Source organism: Bacteroides sp. MSSM.1001136sp1_RTP21357st2_D2_RTP21359_211015, assembly GCF_040913205.1.
In the GTDB taxonomy this organism is placed as follows: Bacteria; Bacteroidota; Bacteroidia; order Bacteroidales; family Bacteroidaceae; genus Bacteroides; species Bacteroides ovatus.
This window is the reverse complement of the sequence record NZ_JBDFVF010000006.1, coordinates 1-12,938: the sequence shown is the minus strand read 5'-3', so window position 1 is coordinate 12,938 and position 12,938 is coordinate 1. Positions and strand designations below refer to the sequence as shown.

10 protein-coding genes are annotated in these 12,938 nt (G+C 40.9%); 6 read left to right on the top strand and 4 right to left on the bottom strand.

Features of this window, described 5'->3' with window-relative positions; genetic code table 11:
- Positions 1 to 18: 18 nt before the first annotated feature.
- Positions 19 to 2,079, bottom strand: coding sequence for a M3 family metallopeptidase (locus AB5217_RS05940; protein WP_032854618.1), 2,061 nt, complete (start codon positions 2,077 to 2,079; stop codon positions 19 to 21).
- 172 nt (positions 2,080 to 2,251) lie between these two features.
- Positions 2,252 to 3,262, bottom strand: coding sequence for a type I glyceraldehyde-3-phosphate dehydrogenase (gene gap, locus AB5217_RS05935; RefSeq protein ID WP_004301776.1), 1,011 nt, complete (start codon positions 3,260 to 3,262; stop codon positions 2,252 to 2,254).
- Positions 3,263 to 3,404: 142 nt separating this feature from the next.
- On the opposite strand from gap, the gene mscL reads away from it, so the two are divergent.
- On the top strand, positions 3,405 to 3,851 hold the full coding sequence (mscL, locus tag AB5217_RS05930; protein ID WP_004301777.1) for a large-conductance mechanosensitive channel protein MscL: 447 nt from the start codon (positions 3,405 to 3,407) through the stop codon (positions 3,849 to 3,851).
- A gap of 131 nt (positions 3,852 to 3,982) precedes the next feature.
- Positions 3,983 to 5,506, top strand: coding sequence for a glutamine-hydrolyzing GMP synthase (gene guaA / locus AB5217_RS05925; protein WP_004304584.1), 1,524 nt, complete (start codon positions 3,983 to 3,985; stop codon positions 5,504 to 5,506).
- Positions 5,507 to 5,599: 93 nt separating this feature from the next.
- Here the strand turns inward: guaA and AB5217_RS05920 are convergent, their stop codons facing one another.
- Positions 5,600 to 6,268 carry a Crp/Fnr family transcriptional regulator gene (locus tag AB5217_RS05920; RefSeq protein ID WP_004304586.1) on the bottom strand — a complete coding sequence of 223 codons (669 nt, stop codon included), beginning with the start codon at positions 6,266 to 6,268 and terminating at the stop codon, positions 5,600 to 5,602.
- Positions 6,269 to 6,405: 137 nt separating this feature from the next.
- Between AB5217_RS05920 and AB5217_RS05915 the strand changes: the two genes are divergently transcribed.
- Complete coding sequence (locus tag AB5217_RS05915) at positions 6,406 to 7,005, top strand: MarC family protein (protein ID WP_004301781.1); 600 nt, start codon at positions 6,406 to 6,408, stop codon at positions 7,003 to 7,005.
- Between the two features lie 128 nt (positions 7,006 to 7,133).
- On the opposite strand, the gene AB5217_RS05910 is transcribed toward AB5217_RS05915, so the two are convergent.
- Positions 7,134 to 7,790, bottom strand: a complete 657-nt coding sequence (locus AB5217_RS05910) for a rhomboid family intramembrane serine protease (protein WP_032843106.1) — start codon at positions 7,788 to 7,790, stop codon at positions 7,134 to 7,136.
- Between the two features lie 214 nt (positions 7,791 to 8,004).
- On the opposite strand from AB5217_RS05910, the gene AB5217_RS05905 reads away from it, so the two are divergent.
- The 3 genes from AB5217_RS05905 to AB5217_RS05895 are packed head-to-tail and all read left to right on the top strand — an operon-like array spanning position 8,005 to position 12,695.
- Complete coding sequence (locus AB5217_RS05905) at positions 8,005 to 9,942, top strand: glycogen debranching enzyme N-terminal domain-containing protein (protein WP_032843100.1); 1,938 nt, start codon at positions 8,005 to 8,007, stop codon at positions 9,940 to 9,942.
- A gap of 16 nt (positions 9,943 to 9,958) precedes the next feature.
- Entirely contained in the window at positions 9,959 to 11,224 is a 1,266-nt protein-coding gene (locus AB5217_RS05900) for a glycosyltransferase family 4 protein (RefSeq protein WP_004309013.1), read from the top strand.
- A gap of 16 nt (positions 11,225 to 11,240) precedes the next feature.
- Positions 11,241 to 12,695: a glycoside hydrolase family 57 protein gene (locus AB5217_RS05895; protein WP_032843102.1), complete on the top strand. Its 1,455-nt coding sequence runs from the start codon at positions 11,241 to 11,243 to the stop codon at positions 12,693 to 12,695.
- Positions 12,696 to 12,938: the final 243 nt, after the last annotated feature.

Genomic DNA, 12,938 nt, shown 5'->3' with positions numbered 1-12,938 from the left:
TATCTAATAACTTAATACTTATTTCTTTATCCCATTTCTGATTAGCAAAGCATCAATGCTCGGTTCCTGTCCGCGGAAACGTTTATAAAGTATCATCGGATGTTCCGTTCCTCCTTTCGACAGAATATTATTGCGGAATGAGTCTGCCACTTCCTGATTGAATATCCCTTTTTGCTTGAATAATGAAAATGCGTCGGCATCCAATACTTCCGCCCATTTGTAGCTATAGTATCCGGCGGCATATCCACCGGCAAAGATGTGGGAGAATTGCGTACTCATACAAGCTTCTTGTACTACCGGCAATATTTGCGCATCCTTCCAGGCTTCTTGTTCATAAGCTTTCACATCTCCTTCAAAAGGAGTGTTGTGCGTATACCATGCCATATCAAGTAAACCGAAACTTATTTGTCGTAGACAAGCATACGCAACATTGAAGTTTGATGCATCTACAAGGCGTTTTATCAATTCATCCGGCAATACTTCTCCCGTCTGATAATGGCGGGCAAAGGTATTGAGGAAATCTTTCTCTATGGCGAAATTTTCCATAATTTGCGAGGGAAGCTCCACGAAATCCCAATATACATTGGTTCCACTTAAACTCCTGTAAGTAGAATTGGCAAACATACCGTGCAGACTATGCCCGAACTCATGCAAGAATGTTTCTACTTCATTGAAAGTCAATAAAGCGGGCTTATTCTCGGTTGGTTTGGTGAAGTTCATCACAACGGATACATGAGGGCGGCTGTTTTTACCGGTCTTTTTATCTATCCATTGGTCCTTATAACTCGTCATCCAGGCTCCGGCCCGCTTTCCCGGACGCGGATGGAAATCGGTGTATAAGACGGCTAAAAATTTACCGTCTTTATCAAACACTTCAAAGGCTTCTACCTCTTTATGGTAAACCGGAATTTCTGTATTTTTCCGGAAAGTGATTCCATATAACTTTTCTGCCAAGCCAAACACCCCTTTCTTCACTTGTTCCAGTTCGAAGTAAGGGCGGAGCATTTCTTCGTTAATATTGAATTTTTTGTCCTTTAGTTTATTTGAATAATAACTCCAGTCCCAAGGCATGACAACGAAATCAGCTCCCTGTTCTTCGCGAGCCAGTTCTTGTATCTCTTTATATTCTTGTTGTGCAGTAGGAGTGTATGCTTCCAGCAGTTGGTTGAGCAGCTTGTATACCGACTTGCTGTTTTCAGCCATTCTTTTCTTTAGCGTATATTCCGCATAATCTTTGTATCCCAGTAACTGGGCTATTTTCATGCGTGTATTGGCTATCTTTTTTACGATGTCGATATTATTGAATTCGTTATCGTGTGTACATTTGGTATTATAAGCCATATAGAGTTTTTGACGTAAATCCCGATTGTCAGAATACGTCATGAAAGGAATATAGCTCGGAGCGTGAAGTGTGAATGCCCATCCTTCTTTTTCTTCGTTCTTGGCCGTTTCTGCAGCTGCTTCTATGATAATTTCAGGTAGTCCGGCGAGGCTCTCTTTTTTCGTTAACAGCATTTGATAAGCATTCGTCTCTTTCAGGTTGTTTTCACTGAAGGTAAGCGTCAATTTACTCAATTCGGTAGTCAGACGACGGTATTCTTCTCGTGCTTCTCCTTCTAAATTGGAGCCATGACGAATAAAACTGTTATATGCATTTTCCAGTAACTGTTTTTGTTCCTGTGTTAGTTGCAAAGTCTCTTTTTGGTTATACACTTCCTTCACACGTGCGAATAGCTTTTTGTTCAGTGTGATATTATTGCTGTGTTCACTAAGCAACGGCATAATCTTTTGAGCGAGTTCTTGTAGATCGTCATTCGTTTCTGCGCTCAACATATTACCGAAGACGGCAACTACTTTGTCCAGTAATTCCCCTGACTCTTCGAAAGCTTCTATCGTATTGGTAAAATCAGCCTTTTCCGGATTCTGTATGATGGCCTCTATTTCAGCATTTTGTAGCTTGATTCCTTCGAGGATAGCAGGCTCATAATGTTCAGTTTCAATCCGGTCAAACGGCACGGTTTCGTGCGGCGTATGGTATTGCCCGTAGAAAGGATTCTGGGCATTTGTTATATTGTTCATAGTGCAAACTAGTATCAATGTTATTAATAATCTCTCCATAGAGTTACAAAGCTACTAAAATTGTAGCTTATTCAACGGATAACACGTTGCTTTTTAACAATATATAAAATGAAATGTATAAAAAAACCGCTACGGTTTCCCGCAGCGGTTTCTATATTGTTCAGGCTTCTAATTAAGCGTTAACTGATGCCATGTGAGCGATCAAGTCAAGAACTTTGTTAGAGTAACCGATTTCGTTGTCATACCAAGATACAACTTTAACGAAAGTATCAGTCAAAGCGATACCTGCTTTAGCGTCGAAGATAGAAGTACGAGCGTCACCCAGGAAGTCAGAAGAAACTACTGCATCTTCAGTGTAACCCAGGATACCTTTCAATTCGCCTTCAGAAGCTTCTTTCATTGCAGCGCAAATTTCAGCGTAAGTAGCCGGTTTAGCCAAGTTAACTGTCAAGTCAACTACAGATACGTCCAAAGTCGGAACACGCATAGACATACCAGTCAATTTGCCGTTCAATGCAGGGATTACTTTACCTACAGCCTTAGCAGCACCAGTAGAAGAAGGGATGATGTTGCCAGAAGCAGCACGACCACCTCTCCAGTCTTTCATAGAAGGACCGTCAACTGTTTTCTGAGTAGCAGTTGTAGAGTGAACTGTAGTCATCAAACCGTCAAGGATACCGAACTTGTCGTTCAATACTTTAGCGATAGGAGCCAAACAGTTAGTAGTACAAGAAGCGTTAGATACGAATTGAGTACCTTTTACATATGTTTTTTCGTTTACACCGCAAACGAACATCGGAGTGTCATCTTTAGAAGGAGCTGACATTACAACATATTTTGCACCAGCTTCGATGTGAGCCTGAGCTTTGTCTTTGCTCAAGAACAAACCTGTAGATTCAACAACGTATTCTGCACCTACTTCATTCCATTTCAAGTCAGCCGGATTTCTTTCAGCTGTGATACGGATAGCTTGACCGTTAACGATCAGTTTGCTGTTTTCAACATCTGCTTCGATAGTACCGTTGAACTGTCCGTGCATCGTGTCATACTTCAGCATGTAAGCCAAGTAATCAACCGGGCAAAGGTCATTGATACCTACGATTTGAATATCGTTTCTCTCCATTGCAGCGCGGAAAACGAAACGTCCGATACGTCCGAATCCATTAATACCTACTTTAATCATTTTGTTTAAACTTTTAAGGGTTTTATAATATTTGTTCAAATATCTCTCGACCTGCGCACTTGTTTTATTTTCAAATGCGGTGCAAAATTACAAAAATGTTTTTATATTCGCATATTAAATTCACATTAAATATTGAAAAAAGATGGGAAAGAGCACATTTTTACAGGACTTTAAGGCGTTTGCTATGAAAGGTAACGTCATAGACATGGCTGTCGGTGTAGTTATTGGTGGTGCGTTTGGAAAAATCGTATCATCATTGGTTGCTAATGTTATTATGCCTCCGATTGGTTTACTGGTTGGCGGTGTGAACTTTACGGATTTGAAATGGGTGATGAAAGCGGCAGAGATCGGTGCTGACGGTAAGGAGATAGCTCCGGCCGTGACATTGGATTATGGTCAGTTTCTGCAAGCCACTTTTGATTTTCTGATTATTGCTTTTGCTATATTCTTATTTATACGGTTGATTACGAAACTGACAACTAAAAAACAGGCAGAAGTGCCAGCTACTCCTCCGGCTCCTCCTGCACCAACGAAGGAAGAAGTCTTGTTGACGGAGATACGCGATTTGCTGAAAGAAAAGAATAGTTGATTCTAATTAAAATAAAGGAGATTCCAAGTATAAACTTGTGAATCTCCTTTATTTTTCTCTTCATTATTAATATAGATTGCGTACTTTTTTCTACTTTTGCAACTCAATTTATTCAAAATCCAACCATTGATATGCAGGAAAAAATAATAATTCTTGATTTCGGTTCGCAGACAACACAGCTTATAGGCCGTCGTGTACGTGAATTGGATACGTATTGTGAAATTGTTCCTTATAACAAATTTCCTAAAGAAGACCCTACTATTAAAGGAGTCATTCTCTCCGGAAGTCCTTTCTCGGTTTACGATAAAGATGCTTTCAAAGTAGATTTGAGTGAAATTCGTGGTAAATATCCGATATTGGGTATTTGTTATGGTGCACAATTTATGTCATACACCAATGGCGGGAAAGTGGAACCAGCCGGAACACGCGAATATGGACGTGCTCACTTGACTTCTTTCTGCAAAGATAATGTGCTATTTAAAGGTGTACGTGATGGATCGCAGGTATGGATGAGTCATGGAGATACGATTACTGCTATTCCTGATAATTTCAAGAAAATAGCTTCAACAGATAAAGTAGAGATTGCTGCTTATCAGGTAGAAGGTGAGCAAGTGTGGGGTGTTCAATTCCATCCGGAAGTATTCCATAGTGAAGACGGAACTCAAATCCTGAAGAACTTTGTGGTAGATGTTTGTGGTTGCAAACAAGACTGGTCGCCGGCTTCTTTCATTGAAAGTACGGTTGCCGAGCTGAAAGCGCAGTTGGGGGATGATAAAGTCGTTCTCGGTTTGAGTGGCGGAGTTGATTCTTCAGTTGCAGCAGTGTTGTTAAACAAGGCTATCGGTAAGAACTTGACTTGTATCTTTGTAGATCACGGTATGCTACGTAAGAATGAGTTCAAGAATGTGATGAAGGATTACGAGTGTCTCGGTCTGAATGTGATTGGTGTTGATGCCAGCGCAAAGTTCTTCGCAGAACTGGCTGGTGTGGCTGAACCGGAAAGTAAGCGTAAGATTATAGGTAAGGGCTTCATCGATGTATTTGATGTGGAGGCTCACAAGATAAAAGACGTGAAATGGCTGGCGCAGGGTACCATTTATCCGGATTGTATTGAGTCATTGTCTATTACGGGTACAGTGATAAAGAGCCATCATAATGTAGGCGGTCTTCCTGAAAAGATGAATCTGAAGTTGTGTGAACCGCTTCGTTTGTTATTTAAGGATGAGGTGCGCCGGGTAGGTCGTGAGCTGGGTATGCCGGAGCATCTGATTACTCGTCATCCGTTCCCGGGACCGGGATTGGCAGTGCGTATTTTGGGAGATATTACTCCTGAAAAAGTACGTATTCTGCAGGATGCTGACGATATCTTCATCCAGGGATTGCGTGACTGGGGATTGTATGATAAAGTATGGCAGGCAGGAGTTATCTTGTTGCCGGTACAGTCTGTGGGCGTAATGGGAGATGAACGTACTTATGAAAGAGCGGTTGCTTTGCGTGCTGTGACATCTACAGATGCTATGACAGCCGACTGGGCACATTTACCTTATGAATTTATGGGTAAGGTATCGAATGATATTATTAATAAGGTGAAAGGAGTGAACCGTGTAACCTATGATATCAGTTCCAAGCCGCCAGCAACCATTGAATGGGAATAATAACATTATCCATCATAAAAATAGCCTCAACAGGAATTTCCGTTGAGGCTATTTTTATGATGGATAGTTTTTTTTTGATTGCTCAGTCCGTATCTACTCGCTTACCAGCTTTTGTGCGTCCGGAATAAGAATCTCTTTCCGGCGTAACTCTAATAATCCTTTGTCTTGTAGCTCGTTGAGTGCTTTCGATGTATTCAACCGGGTATCATCTAAGTAGCGGGCAAGGTCGTCCATTTTTACTTTGAATATCTTTTCTCCCTGCGCCTTTTCACAATGTAACAGGAAAAAGCGAATGATTTTCTCTCTTAAATCCTGTGTCGGCTCTTCCCATAAACGTGAGTAAAGATTTTGTGCCCGGTTACTTACGATGTTCATATAGTTCAGCCGGAATATTTCATATTTGAACAGGTCGCTAAGTACGAATGCTTTGCTGATACTGACGGTATGCGCTTCCGTATGTGCCACATAAGCAGAAGTGTAATGGGTATTCATGCCAAACAACGACTGTGGTTCCAGCAGATAAGGTGCTTCCATCTGTTCGATGACGGTGTATATATTTTCTTTGGAACTTGTGACGATAGAAACCTCTCCTTTTAATAGGAAGCAGAGTTGTTTACACGGACTACCACTCTCTATGATAGTTTCTCCCACTTTATGCTTGATAAAGTGTAGCTTGACCTTATCCAGAATACTTGTGAAATCTTCATGACAAAGACCTTGAAATAAAGGCAATTGGAGCAAAGTGTCGAACATTGTTTCCATATGTTGTAATCTCTTGTTAATCGTACAAATTTACTCATAATACAATACTGCTGTCAACATCTGACCGTTCTTTTTGTTTTTTTTATTGTTTGAATGCATAAAAATAGAGTATATTTGCAGAAAAAAAGGAGGGAATTATGTTCGCAGGCTTCAATTGGCAGCAGATGATTAGTGCGTTTATCGTACTTTTTGCCGTGATAGATATTATCGGCTCTATACCTATTATAATTAACCTGAAAGAAAAAGGGAAAGATGTGAATGCAATGAAAGCTACTGTCATCTCTTTTGCTTTGCTGATCGGATTTTTCTATGCGGGAGATATGATGCTGAAACTCTTTCATGTAGATATTGAATCGTTTGCAGTAGCCGGTGCATTTGTCATTTTCCTTATGTCTTTGGAGATGATTCTGGATATTGAGATTTTCAAGAACCAGGGTCCTATCAAAGAAGCAACTTTGGTGCCGCTTGTCTTTCCTCTGTTGGCAGGTGCCGGAGCTTTCACCACTTTGCTTTCTCTTCGGGCAGAATATGCCAGTGTTAATATCATTATAGCTTTAGTCTTGAATATGATCTGGGTTTACTTTGTAGTGAGTATGACCGGTCGTGTAGAACGTTTCCTGGGAAAAGGAGGCATCTATATTATTCGTAAATTCTTTGGTATCATCTTATTAGCTATTTCTGTGAGGTTGTTTACAGCCAATATAACGTTATTGATTGAGGCGTTGCATCGGTCTTGATTTTCTTATTAAATTGAAAGCTATTGTATCGGATGTGCCATCGTGTTGGCACAACTGTGACATGTCTTTGTCGCAATCGTGCCACTTTGATGTCACAAGTGTGCCAATGTGGTGGCACGAGTTGGCATTTATAACGTTTCTTCTTCTTCTGCTGCTGCTGTTGTTTCTTCTTCTGTATTTTCTTCCTCTTCCATTTCGTCCGCAAAAGGTTCCGGGCGTTGCGGTCCGTGATTTACGAAAACGAAAGCACAGAGTGTTCCCATAATTCCTCCGCTAAGATGTCCTTCCCACGACATATTGGTGGGGGAGAAATAAGGAAACATATGCCATATAATCCCTCCATATAAAAAGGTGACAAGTAAAGAGATGGCAATGAGTGGAACATATTTGCGGAGAATACCACTGAAAAAGAGAAAGAAGGCAAGTCCGTAAATTAATCCGCTGGCACCAATGTGCCATCCCGGTTTTCCAATCAGGAAAGTAAGTAGTCCGCCTCCGAACCAGATTAGGATAAAAATCTTACCTGCTATCCCCCGGTAAAAGTAAAAAAGACACCATGACAAGAAAAATAAAGGAATTGTATTTGTCAGTAAATGACTAAATCCGCTGTGTATCAATGGGTGAGTTAAAATACCTACCAGCCCCCGTTTCTCCATAGGATATACCCCCAAGCGAGAGAAGTCCCAGTCCATTCCGACTTCCATAATCTTGAGTATATAGAGAATAAAAATAAGAAACAAAGGCTTTGCTGCAGCCAGCATGATACGCTGAATATCTTGCTTCATGACATTCTTTTCTTTAGATATTTTACGCAATACTACGAATATTTGCACAAAATCTGAAAATAAAAAGCCTTTTTATTTTTGTTTTTATCTATAATTTGTACATTTGGGCGTTATACCCGTTGTATATGATGCTACAGCCTATATATGCGGTATGTAACAATAAATAGATATATGATATAATGACCAATAAATTAACCTTTAATAATGCACAACTATGAGTTATTTACGATTTGACAAGACCCTCATGACGAATCTGGAAGAGTCTCTTCAAAGAGAAATCCTCCGGACGAACAAAGCAGGAGCTTATCATTGTACGACGATTGTTGATTGTAACACACGCAAATATCACGGCCTGTTGGTAATTCCAGTTCCCAATATCGACGATGAAAATCATGTGCTGCTATCTTCTCTTGATGAAACGGTAATTCAACACGGTGCGGAGTTTAACTTGGGATTGCACAAATATCAGGGAAACAACTTTAGTCCTAACGGACACAAGTATATCCGCGAGTTTGATTGTGAGCATATCCCGGCAACAACTTACCGTGTCGGAGGTGTTATCCTCCGCAAAGAAAAAATCTTTGTACATCATGAAAATAGAATCCTGATTCGTTATACTTTGCTGGATGCGCATTCGGCTACGACTTTGCGCTTCCGCCCGTTCCTTGCTTTCAGGAGTGTACGTGAGTACACACATGAAAATGCGCAGGCAAACCGCGAGTATCAACTTGTGGAAAATGGTATTAAAACCTGTATGTATCCCGGATATCCGGAACTATATATGCAGTTGAATAAAAAGTGTGAGTTTCATTTCATGCCTGACTGGTATCGGGGTATTGAATACCCGAAAGAACAAGAGCGTGGGTATGACTTCAATGAAGACCTTTATGTTCCCGGTTATTTTGAGGTGGATATAAAGAAGGGGGAGAGCATCGTATTCTCTGCCGGAACTTCAGAAGTGACTCCCCGTAGATTGAAACAAACATTTGAGGCTGAAGTGCTTGATCGTACCCCTCGTGATAGCTTTTACCATTGTCTGAAGAATTCCGCTCATCAGTTCCATAACCAGCAGGAAGACGAACATTATATTCTTGCCGGTTATCCGTGGTTTAAATGTCGTGCACGTGATATGTTCATTGCCCTGCCGGGACTGACGCTTGCGCTCGATGAGGTCGATCAGTTTGAGGATGTGATGAAAACGGCGGAAAAGGCAATTCGCAATTTTATAAATGAAGAACCAGTAGGCTACAAGATTTATGAAATGGAGCATCCTGACGTTTTGCTTTGGGCTGTCTGGGCTTTGCAGCAATATGCAAAAGAAACTTCCCGTGAGCAATGTCGTCAGAAATACGGAGAACTTCTGAAAGATATAATGGAGTTTATTCGTCAGCGGAAACATGAGAATCTTTTCTTGCATGATAATGGATTACTTTTTGCCAACGGTACGGATAAGGCGATTACATGGATGAATTCTACAGTGAACGGACATCCGGTGATTCCTCGTACGGGGTATATTGTTGAATTTAATGCGTTGTGGTATAATGCGTTGCGTTTTATAGCTGATTTGGTGCGCGAAGGAGGAGACGTATACTTGGCGGATGAACTTGATGCGCAGGCAGAAGTAACCGGAAAGTCTTTTGTCGAGGTATTCCGTAACGAATATGGTTATCTGCTTGATTATGTAGACGGTAATATGATGGATTGGAGTGTACGTCCTAACATGATATTTACCGTAGCGTTTGATTATTCTCCTTTGGATCGTGCACAAAAGAAACAGGTGCTTGATATTGTGACCAAAGAGCTGCTCACTCCGAAAGGAATTCGTTCGTTGAGTCCGAAGAGTGGCGGATATAATCCGAACTATGTAGGTCCGCAGATACAACGTGATTATGCTTATCATCAGGGAACGGCTTGGCCTTGGTTGATGGGATTCTATCTGGAAGCTTATCTTCGAATTTATAAGATGAGCGGATTGTCATTCGTTGAACGCCAACTGATTAGTTATGATGACGAAATGACAAGCCACTGTGTTGGTTCCATTCCCGAGCTATTCGATGGGAACCCGCCTTTCAAAGGACGCGGCGCAGTATCGTTTGCGATGAATGTAGCAGAAATACTGCGTGTCTTAAAGCTACTGTCTAAGTATTATTAAAAAAGGAGGAACGAAGATGAAAGTTTTAATGTTTGGATGGGAATTCCCTCCCAAAATATATGGTGGTCTTGCGGTTGCTTCTTATGGAATAACTAAAGGATTGAGTCTGCAAGGTGATATGGAGACGATTTTCTGTATGCCTAAACCGAGCGGTGAAGAAGAAAAGTTCTTGAAAATAATCGGTATGAATCAAGTACCCATCGTGTGGCGTGATGTCAACTACGACTACTTGAAATCCCGTTTGTTGGAAATGACACCGGAAGAATATTACTCTTTCCGCGATCATATTTATGCCGATTTTTCTTATATGCATGTGAATGATTTGGGGTGTATGGAGTTTGCTGGTGGTTATCCCGGGAACTTGCACGAAGAAATTAATAATTTCTCGATCATTGCCGGAGTAGTAGCCCGTCAGCAGGAGTTTGATATCATTCATGCGCATGACTGGCTGACTTACCCTGCCGGAGTACATGCCAAAATGGTTAGCGGAAAGCCGCTTTGCATCCATGTGCATGCTACGGATTTTGACCGTTCTCGTGGCAAAGTCAATCCTACTGTTTATTCGATTGAGAAGAATGGTATGGATCATGCCGATTGTATCATGTGCGTATCCGAGCTTACTCGTCGCACTGTTATTAACGAGTATCATCAGGACCCCAGAAAGGTATTTGCCATGCATAATGCTGTTTATCCATTGTCGCAGGAACTGCTGGATATTCCACGTCCCGATCACTCAAAAGAAAAGGTGGTCACTTTCCTTGGACGTATTACGATGCAGAAAGGACCGGAATATTTTGTAGAAGCTGCTGCGCTTGTATTGCAGCGTACTCGTAATATTCGTTTTGTAATGGCGGGGTCAGGCGATATGTTGAATGCCATGATTAACTTGGTTGCTGAACGTGGTATTGCCGATCGATTCCACTTCCCGGGCTTCATGAAAGGCAGACAGGTATATGAGGTTTATAAGAACAGTGATGTATTTGTCATGCCGTCTGTCTCTGAACCTTTCGGTATCGCTCCGCTGGAAGCCATGCAGTGTGGAACACCTTCCATCATTTCTAAACAGTCTGGGTGTGGCGAGATTCTTGATAAGGTGATAAAAACTGACTATTGGGATATTCATGCAATGGCTGACGCTATCCATTCTCTGTGTACCAATCCGTCTCTTTTCGAATATCTCAAAGAAGAGGGAAAGAAGGAAGTAGATGGGATTACGTGGGAAAAAGTTGGCTTGAGAATCCGTGCTCTCTACGAGTCTGTGTTAAGAAACTATGGTAAATAACAAAACAATAAATAAAATGAGAACTATCTGTCTTTATTTTGAAATACATCAAATTATCCATTTGAAACGTTATCGTTTCTTCGATATTGGTAATGACCATTATTATTATGATGATTATGCCAACGAAACGGGTATGAATGAGGTCGCTGAACGTTCGTATATTCCTGCTCTCAATGCGTTGATCGAGATGGCGAAAAACTCGGGTGGTGCTTTTAAAGTAGCACTTTCTATCTCGGGAGTAGCCTTGGAACAATTGGAAATTCATGCTCCGGCAGTCATTGATTTATTGCATCAGTTAAATGAAACTGGTTGTTGTGAGTTCTTATGTGAACCTTATTCGCATGGTTTGTCTTCACTGGCTAACGAGGATTGCTTCCGTGAAGAAGTACTTCGTCAACGTGATAAGATGAAACAGATGTTTGGCAAAGAACCGAAAGTGTTCCGCAACTCTAGTCTGATTTATTCTGATGAAATTGGTGGATTGGTAGCTTCTATGGGCTTCAAGGGGATGTTGACGGAAGGTGCTAAACATGTGTTGGGGTGGAAGAGTCCGCATTATGTTTATCACTGTAATCAAGCTCCAAGTCTTAAGCTCTTGTTGCGGGATTTCAAACTCTCTGACGACATCAGTTTGCGCTTTTCTAATTCGGAGTGGGCGGAATATCCGTTGTTTGCTGATAAGTATATTAATTGGATCGATGCATTGCCACAAGAAGAACAGGTCATCAATATCTTCATGGAATTGAGTGCACTTGGTATGGCTCAACCGTTATCTTCTAATATTCTTGAATTCATGAAGGCACTGCCTGAATGTGCAAAAGCTAAAGGAATCACATTCTCTACACCGACGGAAATCGTGACGAAGTTGAAATCTGTATCACAGCTTGATGTTGCCTATCCGATGTCATGGGTGGATGAAGAAAGAGATACTAGTTGTTGGTTGGGTAATGTCATGCAACGCGAGGCTTTTAATAAACTGTATAGTGTAGCCGAACGTGTTCATTTATGTGATGACCGTCGTATCAAACAGGATTGGGATTATTTGCAGGCTAGCAATAACTTCCGTTTTATGACAACTAAAAACAATGGTATGTGGTTGAACCGTGGTATCTATGATTCTCCTTATGATGCTTTCACCAACTATATGAATATTTTGGGTGACTTTATCAAACGGGTAGATGCACTATATCCTATCGATGTAGACAGTGAAGAATTAAATTCTTTGTTAACTACCATTAAGAATCAGGGAGATGAAATTACTGAATTGGAGAAGGTATTGGCTAAATTACAGGCAAAAGTAGAAGCGGCAAAGAAAACGGCAGCAAAAAAAGCTACAACTGCTAAAGAATCGGTAGTGAAAGAGGACCCTGCTGCTAAATCAAAACCTGTTGCGAAGAAAACTGCAGTTAAGAAAGCAACAGCAGAACCGAAGAAGGCTACGGGGAAAGCTAAGAAGGTTACAGTTAAATAAGATGTATAAGAATTATTATATATGGAACCGTGGGTGAGATAAAAGGCACTCACGGTTTTTTATGATAGAGATTTTAAGGGATTTCAATGAATGTCTTTTTTTGTATAATACAAAGGGTGAAATTTACCTTGGCTGCTTTCATCTGAATATATATCTATAAAATAATGAGGTTGTGTCAAAACGTTGGCACAACCTCTTTTATATTTTACAGTTCTGCTATATTTTCTTTTGGCTATGCTGCTT